This is a genomic window from Streptomyces sp. NPDC050658 (assembly GCF_044457025.1).
Lineage (GTDB): Bacteria > Actinomycetota > Actinomycetes > Streptomycetales > Streptomycetaceae > Streptomyces.
In genome coordinates this window covers 823687-838892 of sequence record NZ_JBITGM010000002.1, presented here as the reverse complement: position 1 = coordinate 838892, position 15206 = coordinate 823687, and the positions used below count along the sequence as shown (strand labels likewise).

14 protein-coding genes are annotated in these 15206 nt (G+C 71.0%); 6 read left to right on the top strand and 8 right to left on the bottom strand.

Going from position 1 to position 15206, the window contains the following annotated elements:
* Positions 1 to 9: 9 nt before the first annotated feature.
* Positions 10 to 1908, bottom strand: coding sequence for a sialidase family protein (locus ACIBKX_RS10510; protein ID WP_363273885.1), 1899 nt, complete (start codon positions 1906 to 1908; stop codon positions 10 to 12).
* A 171-nt stretch (positions 1909 to 2079) separates the two neighbouring features.
* Positions 2080 to 3003: a zinc-binding dehydrogenase gene (locus tag ACIBKX_RS10505; RefSeq protein WP_363273884.1), complete on the bottom strand. Its 924-nt coding sequence runs from the start codon at positions 3001 to 3003 to the stop codon at positions 2080 to 2082.
* A gap of 106 nt (positions 3004 to 3109) precedes the next feature.
* Between ACIBKX_RS10505 and ACIBKX_RS10500 the strand changes: the two genes are divergently transcribed.
* Complete coding sequence (locus ACIBKX_RS10500) at positions 3110 to 3571, top strand: MarR family winged helix-turn-helix transcriptional regulator (RefSeq protein ID WP_363273883.1); 462 nt, start codon at positions 3110 to 3112, stop codon at positions 3569 to 3571.
* Positions 3572 to 3668: 97 nt separating this feature from the next.
* On the opposite strand, the gene fdhD is transcribed toward ACIBKX_RS10500, so the two are convergent.
* Genes fdhD through ACIBKX_RS10475 form a run of 5 tightly spaced genes read right to left on the bottom strand, consistent with a single transcriptional unit; the run spans position 3669 to position 10370 of the window.
* Positions 3669 to 4517, bottom strand: coding sequence for a formate dehydrogenase accessory sulfurtransferase FdhD (fdhD, locus tag ACIBKX_RS10495; RefSeq protein ID WP_363273881.1), 849 nt, complete (start codon positions 4515 to 4517; stop codon positions 3669 to 3671).
* 5 nt (positions 4518 to 4522) lie between these two features.
* Complete coding sequence (locus ACIBKX_RS10490) at positions 4523 to 5383, bottom strand: 2Fe-2S iron-sulfur cluster-binding protein (protein WP_363273880.1); 861 nt, start codon at positions 5381 to 5383, stop codon at positions 4523 to 4525.
* Entirely contained in the window at positions 5380 to 7461 is a 2082-nt protein-coding gene (locus tag ACIBKX_RS10485) for an NADH-ubiquinone oxidoreductase-F iron-sulfur binding region domain-containing protein (RefSeq protein ID WP_363273879.1), read from the bottom strand. Before ACIBKX_RS10485 ends, ACIBKX_RS10490 begins: the two co-directional genes overlap by 4 nt.
* A 3-nt stretch (positions 7462 to 7464) precedes the next feature.
* On the bottom strand, positions 7465 to 9396 hold the full coding sequence (locus ACIBKX_RS10480; RefSeq protein ID WP_363273878.1) for a molybdopterin-dependent oxidoreductase: 1932 nt from the start codon (positions 9394 to 9396) through the stop codon (positions 7465 to 7467).
* Positions 9393 to 10370, bottom strand: a complete 978-nt coding sequence (locus ACIBKX_RS10475) for a 2-dehydropantoate 2-reductase (RefSeq protein WP_363273876.1) — start codon at positions 10368 to 10370, stop codon at positions 9393 to 9395. Before ACIBKX_RS10475 ends, ACIBKX_RS10480 begins: the two co-directional genes overlap by 4 nt.
* A 220-nt stretch (positions 10371 to 10590) precedes the next feature.
* Between ACIBKX_RS10475 and ACIBKX_RS10470 the strand changes: the two genes are divergently transcribed.
* The 4 genes from ACIBKX_RS10470 to ACIBKX_RS10455 all read left to right on the top strand — a co-directional run bounded on the left by ACIBKX_RS10470 (position 10591) and on the right by ACIBKX_RS10455 (position 13897).
* Positions 10591 to 11925: an OFA family MFS transporter gene (locus ACIBKX_RS10470; protein ID WP_363273875.1), complete on the top strand. Its 1335-nt coding sequence runs from the start codon at positions 10591 to 10593 to the stop codon at positions 11923 to 11925.
* Positions 11894 to 12037 carry a hypothetical protein gene (locus ACIBKX_RS10465; protein ID WP_363273874.1) on the top strand — a complete coding sequence of 48 codons (144 nt, stop codon included), beginning with the start codon at positions 11894 to 11896 and terminating at the stop codon, positions 12035 to 12037. Before ACIBKX_RS10470 ends, ACIBKX_RS10465 begins: the two co-directional genes overlap by 32 nt.
* 122 nt (positions 12038 to 12159) lie before the next feature.
* Positions 12160 to 13107: a beta-ketoacyl-ACP synthase III gene (locus tag ACIBKX_RS10460; protein WP_363273872.1), complete on the top strand. Its 948-nt coding sequence runs from the start codon at positions 12160 to 12162 to the stop codon at positions 13105 to 13107.
* 112 nt (positions 13108 to 13219) lie between these two features.
* Positions 13220 to 13897 carry a GntR family transcriptional regulator gene (locus tag ACIBKX_RS10455; RefSeq protein WP_363273870.1) on the top strand — a complete coding sequence of 226 codons (678 nt, stop codon included), beginning with the start codon at positions 13220 to 13222 and terminating at the stop codon, positions 13895 to 13897.
* Positions 13898 to 13904: 7 nt separating this feature from the next.
* On the opposite strand, the gene ACIBKX_RS10450 is transcribed toward ACIBKX_RS10455, so the two are convergent.
* Positions 13905 to 14282 carry a PaaI family thioesterase gene (locus ACIBKX_RS10450; RefSeq protein ID WP_363274031.1) on the bottom strand — a complete coding sequence of 126 codons (378 nt, stop codon included), beginning with the start codon at positions 14280 to 14282 and terminating at the stop codon, positions 13905 to 13907.
* A 223-nt stretch (positions 14283 to 14505) separates the two neighbouring features.
* Here ACIBKX_RS10450 and ACIBKX_RS10445 point away from each other — a divergent pair, with 223 nt between their 5' ends.
* The gene (locus tag ACIBKX_RS10445; RefSeq protein WP_363273869.1) at positions 14506 to 15102 is read left to right on the top strand and encodes a GNAT family N-acetyltransferase; all 597 of its coding nucleotides are present in this window, start codon (positions 14506 to 14508) and stop codon (positions 15100 to 15102) included.
* Positions 15103 to 15206 lie beyond the last annotated feature (104 nt).

The following is a 15206-nucleotide window of genomic DNA, read 5'->3' as shown; positions in this document are numbered from 1 at the left end:
GGCGGGACGTTAGTTGCTCCGGCGGATGTGGTCCATGGGAAGCCATGCGACGGTGTCCCGCGTCACAGGCGCCTTGGCGGCGTCACCCGTTGCGAGCCCGGCCAGCTCGGCATCGCTCAGCGCCCGGTCGAAGACGCGTACTTCGTCGATCGACCCGGCGAAGTGGGCCCGGCTGTCGACGCGTTGCCCGACATGGAAGCCGAACCCGGAGTTGCGGGTCACCGTGCCCGGTACGTCGGCCGCGCTGATCCGTGTTCCGTCGATCGACAGCGTCAGCTGCCCGCCGCCGCGGCGCAGCGCGATGTGATGCCACTGGCCGTCGTTGTACGCGCCCGTGGTGCGCACGGACGCGGACCTCGGCGGAGTGGCACCGTCACGCGTGGTGATCAGACCCGTGACGCGGTTGCTCGCGGGCTCACCTCGCAGCCACACCTGCGGCTGATTGGTGCCGACCCCGCCCATCCACAGCAGCGGCTGCTCGCCGCTGGTCGCGGAGTAGCGGAACCACATCGAAGCGGTGAAGTCCTTTGCGCCGAGCGGCAGTTGACTCCGGAACGGCAGGCGCACCGCGTCGTCCGTCCCGTCGAGGGCCACCGCCTTGCCGAACCGCCCGTCGGTCGACGAGGCGCCGCCGACGACCGCCGCGGGCTTCGCGTGCGGCGCGCGGTCGGCGGTCGTCGGGTCCGGGCCGCGGCGCGGCTGGAGCCAGTCCTCGGTGAAGCGCGCGAACCGGATCTCGTCGCGGGCGTCGACCGCGCCACCCTCGTACATCAGACCCACGTGATCGCCGTCGGCCCGCACCATGTCCGAGTAGCCGGACCAGTCCGTGGTGACCGTCGTGCCCCGGTCCACGCTGTCCCAGGTGCGGCCGCCGTCGTACGAGGAGCGGATCTGCATCGTGCGGCGCCGGTCCGGGTCGCCGGGGCAGGCGAGCAGCATCCGCTTGCCGAACTGCAGGGTGGAGCCCTGGACTTGGGGTGTGTAGAGATCAGGGATCGCCTTGAAGGGGGCGACGAAGGAGTCGCCGCCGTCCCGGCTGATCGTGTGCGTGCGATGGCCCAGATCGGTGCCGTCCTGTTCGCGCCCGCTGACGTACACCGCCCCGTCCGGGCGCTCGGTGATGGTCATCTCCGACGGCTTCTGCCGGAACGTGCCGTCGTCCGCGATCGGGTACGAGTCCTTCGCGCCGATCCTCCAGTTGTCGCCGCCGTCGTCGCTGACGATCAGCGCGGCGTGGTTGGCGGTGACCCGACTCCCGTTCCATGTCTCGGTGTTGACGGTGAAGACGAGCCGTCCGGCGTGCTTGCCGCGGGTCAGCTGGAGGCCGTGCACCGGGCCGGTCGCGTACCAGGAGTTCCAGTCGTCGGGCAGGATCTGGTCGCTCAGGTCGCGCGGCTTCGACCAGCTGCGGCCGTCGTCGTCGCTGTACTGCAGGTGCGGGGTGCGGTCACACGGTACGTCGCAGTTCTTTCCGTCCGTGCGGCCTGTGTTGTACGTCTCCGCCAGGACGATGCGGCCGGTCCTGCGGTCCACGATCGGGGCGGGGTTGCCGTGCGTGTCGCCCGCTCCCTCGTTGATCACCTGGAGCGGACTCCAGGTGCGGCCGCCGTCGTGCGAGCGCTTGACGACGATGTCTATGTCACCCGCGTCGCTGCAGTCGTTGACCCGTCCCTCGGCGAACGCGAGCAGCGTGCCCTGCACCGTCTTCACGACGGCGGGGATGCGGTAGCAGGCATAGCCGGGATCCTGCGATGCCTTGAACAGGACCTGCTGCTCGAATCCCGTCGTCGGTGCGTCGGGGGCGGCCTGCGCCGCCGGTGCGGGGAGCAGCGCCCCGAAGACGACGAGGGGTAACGCGGTCGCGGCCGTACGGAGCGATCTTAGGCGTACACGGATTCCTGACGGCATGGTGCGGCCCACCCTTCAAGGTGACTGGACATCCTGACATCCCACGTCCGATGTGCGCGCCACAGACGCTACTTGGGGCGTTCCGCACCCCACAAGAAGCGTGCGCGGGCCGAATGCGCGCGGCCTGGTCAGGGGGCCCGGAAGATCCGGCGGAGGCAGGCGCCGATCCGGTCAGGGGACCAGGACCACCTTGCCGAGATTGCTCCGCGACTCGATCGCCTCGTGCGCCTTGGCCGCGTCCTCCAGCGCGAACTCGGCGTGCACGGCGGGCCGCAGCTCGCCCGCCGCGAAGAGCCGCCACAGCTCCCGCCGCCACGCCTCGTACACCTCGGGCCGCCCGCGCGCGATGAGGGCCATCTGGAAGCCGATCACCGATTTGGCGCCGACGAGCAGGTCGTACGCCTCGACCGTGCCGCCGCCCGAGCTGTACGCGACGAGCCGCCCGTGCGGGGCGAGCGCCCGCACGGCGGGGGCGAGCAGTTCGCCGCCGACGGCGTCGAGGGCGTAGTCGACGGGTTCGCCCCAGGACTCCGCTTCGTACGTGATGGCCTCGTCGGCACCGTGCGAGCGCACGAAGTCGGCCTTGCCGGACCCGGAGACGGCGGCCACGACCCGTGCCGCGCCCCTCAACCGGGCCAATTGCAGGGCGAGATGGCCGACGCCGCTCGCCGCGGCCGTCACCAGCGCGGCCTCGCCCCGCTCGGGCCGCGCGGCGTCCAGCGCGCCGTACGCGACAAGTCCGCTGCGGACAAGGGCGACAGCATTGACGGCACTCGCCCCCGCGGGCACGGGCGAGGCCATCGACGCGTGCAGCAGGGCGAATTCGGCGTACCCGTGCCCGAAGCAGAGCCCCGTGACCCGGTCGCCCGGCGTGTACCCGGTCACGCCGTCGCCCGTGGCCACCACCTCACCGGCGATCTCACCGCCGAGCGGTATCGGCTCGCGGGGCTCGCGGACCTTGCGTACGACGGGGAGGGTGACGCCGGCGGCGGCGACGCGGACGAGGAGTTCGCCGGGGCCGGGCGCGGGCACGGGCGCCTCTTCGAGGAAGAGGACTTCGGGGCCACCGCTGTGTTCGTACCGGACGCGACGCATACGTGTCTCCAGTCTCCAGGCGCAAGAGTTCAATGAATCGTTGGGAGTCCCAACGGTACTCACATTTTCATTGGGAAGTCCAACGATTCTCGGATAGGCTCGCCCCATGCCCGAGACCCCGCCCGCCCCCAGCACCATCCGCACCCTCCCCAGCTGGCTGCTGGGCCGCGCGGCGGCCCGTGGCCGCGGACTCGTCGCGGACGGGCTCGCGGAGGAGGGCATGCGGATGTGGCACCACGTGGTGCTCTCCGCGGTGGCCGATCAGGGACCGGTGGCGCAGGCCGCCCTCGGCCGCAGCATCTCGCTCGACCCCAAGGACCTGGTCGGCGTCATCAACGACCTCCAGGACGCAGGCCTCGTGCTGCGCGCGCCCGACCCCGCCGACCGCCGCAAGAACGCGATCACGATCACGGAGGACGGCGAGCGCGCCCTGGCGCGCTGCGCCGAGAGGGCGCGGCGGGCCAACGACGACCTGCTCGCCCCGCTGTCACCCGCCGAGCGGAAACAGTTCCTCGCACTGCTCACCCGCATCTCGGGCACGGAGCGGCAAAGCGGCACCGAGGAGTAGAGCGGCACCGCGACGGAGAGCGGCCCGGGACCCCGCCGGCGCAGGGGGCGCTCCCCGCCGGCCGGGGTCCCGCCGCCGTGCAGCGGGGAGCCGCCGGTCAGCCCTGGGCGGCCGCGGCCCGCACGGCGATCCGGTGCTCGCCCGCGTACACGTTCATGGAGGAGCCGCGCAGGAAGCCGACCAGGGTGAGCCCGGTCTCGGCCGCGAGATCGACGGCGAGCGACGACGGCGCCGAGACGGCGGCGAGCACCGGAATGCCCGCCATCACCGCCTTCTGCGCCAGCTCGAACGAGGCACGCCCCGACACGAGAAGCACCGCCCGCGACAGCGGAAGCCGGCCGTCCTGGAGCGCCCGCCCCACGAGCTTGTCGACCGCGTTGTGCCGGCCCACGTCCTCCCGGATGTCGAGGAGTTCACCCTCCTCGGAGAAGAGCGCGGCCGCGTGCAGACCCCCGGTCCGGTCGAAGACCCGCTGCGCCGCGCGCAGCCGGTCGGGGAGGCCCGCGAGCAGCTCGGTCCCGAGCCGGACCGGGGGAGCGTCGGAGATCGGGAAGCGGGCGGTGGTCCGTACGGCGTCCAGACTCGCCTTGCCGCACAGACCGCAGGACGAGGTGGTGTAGACATTGCGTTCGAGGTTGATGTCGGGCAGGACGAGCCCCGGAGCGGTCTTCACGTCGACGACGTTGTACGTGTTCGAACCGTCCGCCGTCGCCCCGGCGCAGTAGACGATGGACTGCAGCTCGTCCGCCGAGCCGAGCACGCCCTCGCTCACCAGGAAGCCGGCGGCCAGCGCGAAGTCGTCGCCCGGCGTGCGCATGGTGATGGCCAGGGGCTTCCCGTTGAGCCGGATCTCCAGCGGCTCCTCCGCCACCAGGGTGTCGGGCCGCTCGCTGACGGCGCCGTCCCGGATGCGGAGGACGCGGCGGCGCTCCGTGACTCGTCCCATGTCGATCAGTCCCGGTTCTGTACGTGCTGGTAGCCGAAGCGGCCCTTGATGCAGAGGTTGCCGTGGGTCACCGGATTGTCGTGCGGAGAGGTGACTTTCACAATGTCATTGTCCTGCACGTGCAGGGTCAGATTGCAGCCGACTCCGCAGTACGCGCACACGGTCGTCGTCTCCGTCTGCGCCTCCTCGTCCCAGGTACCGGCGGCCCGCATGTCGAACTCCGACTTGAAGCTGAGGGCGCCCGTCGGACAGACCTCGATGCAGTTCCCGCAGTACACGCACGCGGAGTCGGTCAGCGGGGCGTCGTGCTCGACGGCGATCCGGGCGTCGAAGCCGCGCCCCGCCACGGAGATCGCGAAGGTGTTCTGCCACTGGTCGCCGCAGGCGTCGACGCACTTGTAGCAGAGGATGCACTTGTCGTAGTCGCGTACGTAGAGATCATTGTCGACTCGCGGCTCTTCGTTCATCCGGGCCGCGTCCGGACCGAACCGGTCCGGCTTGGCCTCGTACTCCTTGAGCCAGCCCGCGACCTTCGGGGTGGTCGACATGTCGACGGACGAGGCGAGCAGTTCGAGGACGACCTTGCGGCTGTGCCGGGTGCGCTCGGTGTCGGTGCGTACGGTCATGCCGGGCTCGGCGCGGCGCGAGCAGGCCGGGGCGAGGGTGCGGGCGCCCTCGACCTCCACTACACACACCCGGCAGGCGTTCTTCGGGGTGAGGGTGTCGCCCTCGCAGAGGGTCGGTACGTCCTTGCCCGCGGTCCGGCAGGCGTCCAGGATGGTCGACCCCTCCGGCACTCGGGTGTCCTGCCCGTCGAGCGTGAACTCGACCAGGCGGCGCGGGATTCCCAGCGGTACGGCACTCACTTGTACGCCCCCAGGCGGTCGATGGCGGATTCCACGGCGTTCCACGCGGTCTGGCCGAGCCCGCAGATGGAGGCGTCCCGCATGGTCCGCCCCACCTCACGGAGGAGCGCGATGTCGTCGGCGGCATCGGCGCCGGTCCGCTCGACGATCCGGTGCAGCGCCTCCTCCTGCCGGACGGTGCCGACCCGGCAGGGCACGCACTGGCCGCAGGACTCGTCGCGGAAGAACTCGGCGATGCGGAGCAGGACGCGGGGGAGCGGGACGGTGTCGTCCAGGACGAGTACGACACCGGAGCCGAGGGTGGTGCCTGCCTCCCGCGTCCCCTCGAAGGTGAGCGGGATGTCCAGCTCGTCGGGCCGCACGAAGCCGCCGGCGGCGCCGCCGAGGAGGACCGCGCGGAGGTTGTCCGGTTTTCCGGCGAGGGTGAGGAGTTCGCCGAGGGGGGCGCCGAAGGGGAGTTCGTAGATGCCGGGGCGTCCGACGCTTCCGGATACGCAGAAGAGCTTGGGCCCGGTGGATTTCGCGGTGCCGATGGCCGCGTACGCCTGCGCGCCCATGGTGAGGACGGGGAGGACGTTGACGAGGGTCTCGACGTTGTTCTCGGCGGTGGGCTTGCCGAAGAGCCCCTTCTCCACGGGGAAGGGCGGTTTGGAGCGGGGCTCCCCTCTGTACCCTTCAATGGAGTTGAATAGGGCGGTCTCCTCTCCGCAGATGTAGGCGCCGGCGCCGCGCCGGATCTCGATGTCGAAGGCGTAGCCCTGGCCGAGGACGTCGTCGCCGAGGAAGCCGCGGGCGCGGGCCTGCGTGATGGCGTGCTCCAGCCGCTGGAGCGCGCGGGGGTATTCGCCCCGGAGGTAGAGGTATCCCCGGTGGGCGCCGGTCGCGTACCCGGCGACGGTCATCGCCTCGATGAGGGCGTACGGGTCGCCCTCCATGATCACCCGGTCCTTGAAGGTGCCGGGCTCCGACTCGTCGGCGTTGCAGACGAGGTAGTGCGGGTGGTCCGGCTGGGCGGCCGTGGCCTGCCACTTCCGTCCCGTGGGGAAGGCGGCACCGCCGCGTCCTACGAGGCCGGAATCGGTGACTTCGCGGATGACTTCGGCGGGGCCGATGGCGAAGGCTCGGCGGAGGGCGGTGTAGCCGCCGTGGGAGCGGTAGTCGTCGAGCGAGGTTGGGTTGATCTTGCCTATCCGGCGGAGGAGGACGAGGTCTTCCTGGCCTGCTTGGGGGACGGCGAGGGCGGCTGGTGGTTCGGCGGGGGCGTTTTCTGGGTTGGTGGCGGCGAGGACGACGGAGTCGGGGGTGGCGGGGGCGGCGACGGCGGTGAGGTAGGGCAGGTTCTCTCCCCGAGCCCGCCCCTTCCCGAGACCAGGGGGCTCCGCCCCCTGGACCCCCGTTGATCGCGCTTCGCGCTCGTCCTCAAACGCCGGACGGGCTGAAGATTCACTGCCGGGCGATCGGGTGGTCCGGCGGGAAACAGCCCGTCCGGCGTTTGCGGACGAACTCGGCGTAGCCGGTGAATCTCCGGTCACCTCAAGGCCGGCGGAGCCGGAAATTTCGGGAAGGGGAGGGGTTGGGGAAAGAACCGCCGCAGGCTCACCGGCCCGCACCACCAACGCCGCCGGCGCCCGCTCGCACAGCCCCAGGCAGGGCGAGGCCTCGACGGCCACCCCGGACGAGGGGCCCAGCCGAGCCGCCACTTCCCCGCACAGCGCGGAGCCGCCCCCGCAAGCAAGGTCCGTGCAGACCCGCACCACCGTCGCGGGACGCGCCCGCACCGAGAACATGGAGTAGAACGTCGCCACCCCGTACCCCTCCGCCGGCGGCACCGTAAGCCGCCGGCACAGGTAGTCGAGGCCCCCCTCGCTCACCCACCCCACCCGATCGTTCAGCGCGTGCAACCCCGGCAACAACTGATCCCGCCGATCCCGCGCGGCACGCCCGCCCCGCGCCCACCGAAGATCCGCGTCACTGCGGTCGTCGGCACCCTCCCACGCGGACTCGGGCGGCCCGAGGACCGCGTCGACGGCCGCCCGCTCCTCGTCCGTCGGCTTGCTGTCACCGAAGTGCAGATCCATCCGTCACCCCACCTCCACCTTGTCGATCCGTATCGCCGACGCCTTGAACTCGGCCGTGCCCGCGATGGGACAGTTCGCCTCGATCGTGAGCAGGTTGGTGTCGACCTCGTCGGGAAAGTGCATGGTCATGAAGGCGAGCCCCGGACGCAGACCGGGGTCCACCCACACCGGCGCGACGACCGCCCCCCGCCGGGAGGAGACCCGCACCTCCTCGCCCACCACGACCCCGTACCGCTCCGCGTCCTCCGGGCACAGCTCGACGTACTCCCCGCGCCGCAGCGGCGAGGCGAAACCCCCGCTCTGCACACCGGTGTTGTAGGAGTCGAGCCGCCGCCCGGTCGTCAGCCGGATGGGGTAGGACTCGTCGGTGAGGTCGACCGGCGGATCGTGCGCGACGAGCCCGAAGGGCGCGAGCGGCCCCCGCAGCGCAGGGTCCGGGTCCCACAACCTGCGGTGCAGGTAGGTCGGTTCGAGCCGCTCCTGCGAAGGGCACGGCCACTGGATGCCCTGGAGGGACTCCAGACGTTCGTACGTCATGCCGTAGTGGTCCGGCGACACCGACCGCAACTCGTCCCAGACCGCCCGCGCGTCCGCGTACTTCCAGTCGTGGCCCAGCAGCCCCGCCAGTTCGCAGAGGATGTCGATGTCCTCCCGCGCCTCGCCGGGCGGTCGCACGGCCTTGCGGACCCGCTGCACCCGCCGCTCGCTGTTGGTCGTCGTGCCGTCGGTCTCCGCCCAGGCCGCCGTGGCGGGAAGAACGACGTCCGCCAACTCGGCCGTCTTCGTAAGGAAGATGTCCTGTACGACGAGGAAGTCCAGGGCGCGAAGACGCCGCATCGCCTGTTCGCTGTCGGCCTCGGACTGGGCGGGGTTCTCGCCGATGCAGTAGACGGCCTTCAGCGAGCCCTCTTCCATCGCCTCGAACATCTCCGTCAGGTTCAGCCCGTAGCGCGGCTGGATGACCGTGTCCCAGGCCGTCTCGAACTTCAGGCGGGTGTCCGGGTCGAGGATGTCCTGGAAGCCGGGCAGGCGGTTCGGGATCGCGCCCATGTCGCCGCCGCCCTGCACGTTGTTCTGGCCGCGCAAGGGCTGCAACCCCGAGCCGTACCGGCCCACATGGCCCGTCAGGAGCGACAGGTTGATCAGCGCGCGGACGTTGTCCGTGCCGTTGTGGTGCTCGGTGATGCCGAGCGTCCAGCACAGCTGCGCCCGCTCGGCCCGCGCGTACGCGTGCGCCAACTCCCGGATGGCGGCGGCCGGTACGCCCGTCACCTTCTCGGCCAGCGACAGCGTCCATGGCTCGACCAGCGCCGCGTACTCCTCGAAACCGGACGTGGCCCGCTCGATGAAGGCGTGGTTCGCGAGGCCCGCGTGGATGATCTCGCGGCCGATCGCGTGCGCCATCGGGATGTCCGTGCCGACGTTCAGACCGAGCCAGCTCTCCGCCCACTCGGCGGTCTTGGTGCGGCGCGGGTCGACCGCGTACATCCGGGCGCCGTTCCTGATCCCGCGCAGCACGTGCTGGAAGAAGATCGGGTGCGCGAAGCGGGCGTTGGAGCCCCACATCACGATCAGATCGGTGTGTTCGACCTCTTCATAAGAAGACGTGCCGCCGCCCGACCCGAAGGCGGCCGACAGGCCCGCGACGCTCGGCGCGTGGCAGGTGCGGTTGCAGGAGTCGACGTTGTTCGTGCCCATGACCACGCGGGCGAACTTCTGGGCGACGTAGTTCATCTCGTTGGTCGCGCGGGCGCAGGAGAACATCCCGAAGGCGCCGCGCGCCTCCTGGAGGCCCGCCGCCACCCGGGCGAGGGCCTCGTCCCAGGTCGCCCGCCGGAAGGGCTCGTCGCGCGAGTCCCGTACCAGGGGATGGGTGAGCCGGGTGTACGTCTTGGGCACCCGGTCCCGCTTCTTGCGCATGCCGCTCTTGCTCATGCCGCGCTCCTCGTGCGGTCGGCCAGCAGATCGGAGATGGCGTGGACCGTACGGAGCGTCGGCACCGGGACCCCGGTGATCTCCGCCAGCTCCACGACGGCCGCGAGCAGCACGTCGAGTTCCAGCGGTTTGCCGCGCTCCAGGTCCTGGAGTGTGGAGGTGCGGTGGTCGCCGACGCGCTCGGCGCCGGCGAGGCGCCGCTCGACGGAGATGTCGGGGCGGCAGCCGAGGGCGGCCGCGACGGCGAGCGTCTCGTTCATCATGATCTCGATGACCCGGCGGGTGCCGCCGTGCAGGCACATCTCGCGCATCGTGGCGCGGGCGAGCGCGCTGATCGGGTTGAAGGAGATGTTGCCGAGCAGCTTGATCCAGATGTCGCCGCGCAGTTCGGGCTCCACCGGGCATTTGAGGCCGCCCGCCACCATCGCCTCGCTGAAGGCGAGACAGCGCGCGGAGCGAGAGCGGTCCGGCTCGCCGATGGAGAAGCGGGTGCCTTCCAGGTGACGGACAACTCCCGGACCCTCCAGCTCCGTTGCCGCGTAGACGACGCAGCCGACGGCCCGTTCCGGCGCGATCACCGCACTGACCGCGCCGTCGGGGTCCACGCTCGAAACACGGTGGCCGTCGTGCGGTCCGCCGTGCCGGTGGAAGTACCACCAGGGGATGCCGTTCTGGGCGGCGACCACCGCTGTCGTGTCGTGCATCAGCGGCTCGATGAGCGGCCCGCACGCCGCGTACGAGTTGGCCTTCAGGCCCAGGAAGACGAAGTCGACGGGGCCGATCTCGGCCGGGTCGTCGGTGGCGTGGGCCCGTGCGGTGAAGTCGCCGCGCGGGCTGTGGACACGTACTCCGTGCTGCCTCATGGCCGCCAAGTGCGGTCCACGGGCGACGAGATGGACGTCGGCACCGGCGCGGTGCAGCGCGGCTCCGACGTAGGCGCCGATCGCACCGGCGCCGAGGACTGCGACTTTCACGGTGTCGCGCTCCGTTCGGTTGAGGGATCCGAAGAAGGCTCGGCTGAGGAGTCCGCCGAGGACTCACGGTCGACTCACCAGCGTCATGAACTGTCGATGGAATATTGTCTACAGTATGGAAGTTGGCCCAGCAAGAGGTCGCGCGGCACATTGCATACCGTCGACGGAATCGCGTGCGCACCCTTCCCAACAGCCCGCCTGATTCCTACTGTTCGGGATCATGAGGCCCCCCGTCGCACCCCCGGGATGGAGCCGCTGGCTAGTACCGCCCGCCGCGCTGTCCGTGCACCTCTCCATCGGCCAGGCCTACGCCTGGAGCGTCTTCAAGCCCCCACTCGAATCCGCCCTCGACCTCAGCGGCACGCAGAGCGCGCTGCCCTTCCAGCTCGGCATCGTCATGCTCGGACTCTCCGCGGCGTTCGGCGGCACCCTCGTCGAGCGCAACGGACCGCGCTGGGCGATGGCGGTCGCCCTCACCTGTTTCTCGTCCGGCTTCCTGCTCGCCGCGCTCGGGGCGGCGACCGGCCAGTACTGGCTGATCGTCTTCGGGTACGGCTTCGTCGGGGGCATCGGCCTCGGCATCGGCTACATCTCGCCCGTGTCGACCCTGATCAAGTGGTTCCCCGATCGCCCCGGCATGGCCACCGGCATCGCGATCATGGGCTTCGGCGGCGGTGCGCTCATCGCCTCGCCCTGGTCGGCCCAGATGCTGGAGTCCTTCGGGGCGGACAAGTCGGGCATCGCGCTCGCCTTCCTGGTGCACGGTCTGTCGTACGCCGTCTTCATGGCGCTCGGCGTGCTGCTCGTCCGGGTGCCGCGTGCGGAGGGGGCACGGGCCGGGGGCGGTCCCGGGGTGCTCGACGGGCCGCAGGTGTCCGCGCGGTCGGCGGTGCGCACCCCGCAGTTCTGGTGCCTGTGGATCGTGCTCTGCATGAACGTGACCGCGGGCATCGGCATCCTGGAGAAGGCCGCCCCGATGATCACCGACTTCTTCTCCGACACGGATACGCCGGTCTCGGTGTCCGCGGCGGCGGGCTTCGTGGCGCTGCTCTCGGCCGCCAACATGGCCGGGCGCATCGGCTGGTCCTCGGCGTCCGACCTGATCGGCCGCAAGAACGTCTACCGCGTCTACCTGGGCGTCGGCGCCCTCATGTATCTGCTGATCGCGCGGTTCGGAGACACCTCGAAACCGCTGTTCGTGGTCTGCGCGCTGGTGATCCTCTCCTTCTACGGAGGCGGCTTCGCGACGATCCCCGCGTACCTGAAGGACCTCTTCGGGACGTACCAGGTCGGCGCGATCCACGGGCGCCTGCTCACCGCCTGGTCCACGGCCGGCGTCCTCGGGCCGCTGATCGTCAACTGGGTCGCCGACCGCCAGGAGGAGGCGGGCAAGCACGGCTCCGGGCTCTACGGCCTGTCCCTCACGATCATGATCGGCCTGCTGGCCGTGGGTTTCGTGGCGAACGAGTTCGTCCGGCCCGTCCACGCCCGCCACCACATCCCCGCCCCGAGGGAGGCAGCCCATGACGACACCGGCCAGCACGCCGCCAAATAGCCCGCCGCGCCGCAGGGGGCTGATCATCGCCGCCTGGCTCTGGGTGGGCCTCCCGCTGGGCTACGGCCTCTACGAACTCGCACACAAGGCCACCCAGCTCTTCACCGGGTGACGTGATGATGAGAAGCATCCAAAGGCCACGCCCGTTTCCTGTTGCTTTACGTGCACTGTTACTGGTGAGTCGCTGAGCAGACTGGACGGTCCCGCATCTCCGGCACCAAGGGGGACCCGTTCATGCACGGCTCACGCATCGCCGCCGTCGGCCACTACCAGCCCGCCAAGACCCTCACCAACGAGGATCTGGCGGGCATGGTCGACACCAGCGACGAGTGGATCCGGTCCCGGGTGGGCATCCTCACCCGGCACATCGCGGGGCCCGAGGAGCCGGTGGACGAGCTCGCCGCGCACGCCGGGGCCAAGGCCGTCGCCGCCGCGGGCCTGACGCCCGACGCGATCGACCTCGTCCTGGTCGCCACCTCCACCGCGATCGACCGCTCGCCCAACATGGCCGCGCGCGTCGCGGCCCGGCTCGGCATCCCGTCGCCGGCCGCGATGGACGTGAACGTGGTCTGCGCGGGCTTCACGCACGCGCTCGCCACCGCCGACCACGCCGTACGGGCCGGCGCCGCGACCCGCGCCCTGGTGATCGGCGCGGACAAGATGTCCGAGGTCACCGACTGGACGGACCGCACCACCTGCGTCCTGGTCGGCGACGGCGCGGGCGCGGCCGTCGTCGAGGCGTGCGGCCCCGGCGAGGAGCCGGGCATCGGCCCCGTGCTGTGGGGCTCGGTCCCCGAGATGGGCAACGCGGTGCGCATCGAGGGCACGCCGCCCCGGTTCGCGCAGGAGGGGCAGAGCGTCTACCGCTGGGCGACGACCCAGCTGCCGCCGCTCGCCCGCAAGGCCTGCGAGCGGGCCGGGCTCACCCCCGAGGATCTCGCTGCGGTCGTACTCCACCAGGCCAACCTGCGCATCATCGAGCCGCTCGCCGAGCGGATCGGCGCGGTCAACGCGGTCGTCGCGCGCGACGTCGTGAACTCCGGCAACACCTCGGCGGGCAGCATCCCGCTCGCCCTGTCGAAGCTGGTGGAGCGCGGCGAGATCGTGCCCGGCGACCCGGTGCTGCTCTTCGGCTTCGGCGGGAACCTGTCGTACGCCGGACAGGTCGTCCGCTGCCCGTAGCCGTCGGCGGCTATCGGCCAAGGCCCGGTGTGATCGGCCCAACTCCCCCTGGTACTGGTCATTGTGCTCAGTAGACTGTAGACAAAAGGCAATCGTCGAGGAGGGGGCCGCGATGCTGTCCACAGGACTGCCGCAGGGGGCAGTGCCCAAGCTCGAACGTCCCGGTCCGCTGCGGGAGCGCGTCTACGAGGCGCTGCTCGAACTCATCACGACGCGCGCCCTGCAGCCGGGCCAGCATCTCGTGGAGAGCGAACTCGCGGGGCATCTGGGGGTGTCGCGGCAGCCGGTGCGCGAGGCGTTGCAGCGGCTCAACACCGAGGGCTGGGTCGATCTGCGCCCCGCGCAGGGCGCGTTCGTGCACGAGCCCACCGAGGAGGAGGCGGACCAGCTGCTCACGGTCCGCACGCTCCTGGAGGCGGAGGCCGCCCGGCTCGCCGCAGCGAACACCGGAACGGCCGGGATCACCGCCCTCGAAGAGCTGTGCGCCAAGGGGGAGCAGGCCGTCGCGGACGGCGACGTGGACCTGGTGGTCACCACCAACGCGGCCTTCCACGCCAAGGTCATGGAGCTCGCGGGCAACGTCGTCCTCGCCGAGCTGGCCGGGCAGGTGGACCGGCGGGTGCGCTGGTACTACACGCCGGTGGCCCGGCAGCGCGGCAAGCAGTCGTGGATCGAGCACCGTGCGCTGATCGCGGCGATCGCCGACCGCGACGAGCGCCGCGCCACGGAGATCATGCGTACGCACACGGAGCACACCCGGCAGACGTACCACCAGCGGGACGAGGGCTGACCGACCCTCAGGGCCTGCGCTCCCTCAGCACCGCCTGCGTCTGCGTCGTCTGGCCCACCTGACGGCCCTCGTCGTCGTACACATCGGTCTGTACGACGACGAAGGAGCCGCCCACGTGCAGCGGCCTGGCCACGGCGCGGGCCGAGCCCGAGCGCACGGCGCGGAAGAAGTTCGTCTTCGACTCGACCGTCGACGTCGTCGCGCCCTCCGGCAGGTTGAGGAAGGCGCAGACCGCGCCCACCGTGTCCGCGAGGGTCATCAGCACCCCGCCGTGCAGCACGCCGCCGGCCGTGCACAGCTCCTTCTGCCAGGGCAGCTTGCCCTCGACCCGCTCGGGTCCTGCCTCTTCGAAGGCGATGCCGAGGTGTCCGGCGAAGGGGACCATGGCGAGCAGTCGGGCATGCGTTTCGTCCTGAGGCAGGGACTTCTCGTCCTCAGTCCGGGCCTTCTCGTTCTGCGGCAGGGTGTTCGACACGGGTGACCTTTCGGCGGGGGGTCAGGGAACACCACCGTGCGCCATGGGACTCGAGGCGTCGATTACTTTTGAGGTAATCCAGGCATACGACACAGGCACACGACCATGCCACCGAACGACCGGGAGAGTCGACATGGCCACGCAGCAGCACGACATCCGCCCCGCGGCAGAGGAAGACGTACCGCCGGCCGTGGACACCCTCGCCCGGGCCTTCGCCGACTACGCCTTCACGCGCCATGTCGTCGCGGCGGAGGGCCACGAGGAGCGGGTCCGCCGGTTCCAGGAGCTCTTCCTGACCCGCATCGGCATGGTCTACGGACGGGTCTGGGTCGCCGACGCCGGGCGCGCCGTCGCCGTGTGGACCACGCCGGAGCGCGACCCCGGACCCGGCTTCGCCGAGATCGGCCCGCTGATCGGCGAGCTCGCCGGTGACCGCGCGGACCGCTTCGCCTCGGCCGACCAGGCGCTGGCGCCGCACCGCCCGCGGCGCCCCGCCTGGTTCCTCGGCACGGTGGGCGTCCACCCCGACGCGCAGGGCCAGGGGCTCGGCGGCGCGGTGATCCGGCCGGGACTCGAGGCCGCCGACCGCGCCGGGCACCCGTGCTTCCTGGAGACATCGGCCGAGCGCAACGTGGCGTTCTACGAACGGCTCGGCTTCGCCGTCACGGCGGACGTCCGACTGCCGGACGACGGCCCGCGTACGTGGTGCATGCTCCGCGAGCCGGTCTAGGAGCGCGACCCCACCCACCCTTTGTCCTGTGACTGGAGAAAGTCATGGGTAATTGCTGCGCAACTTCTTCCCACTCCCGGCAGGCGCTGCTACGTTCCCCTCGA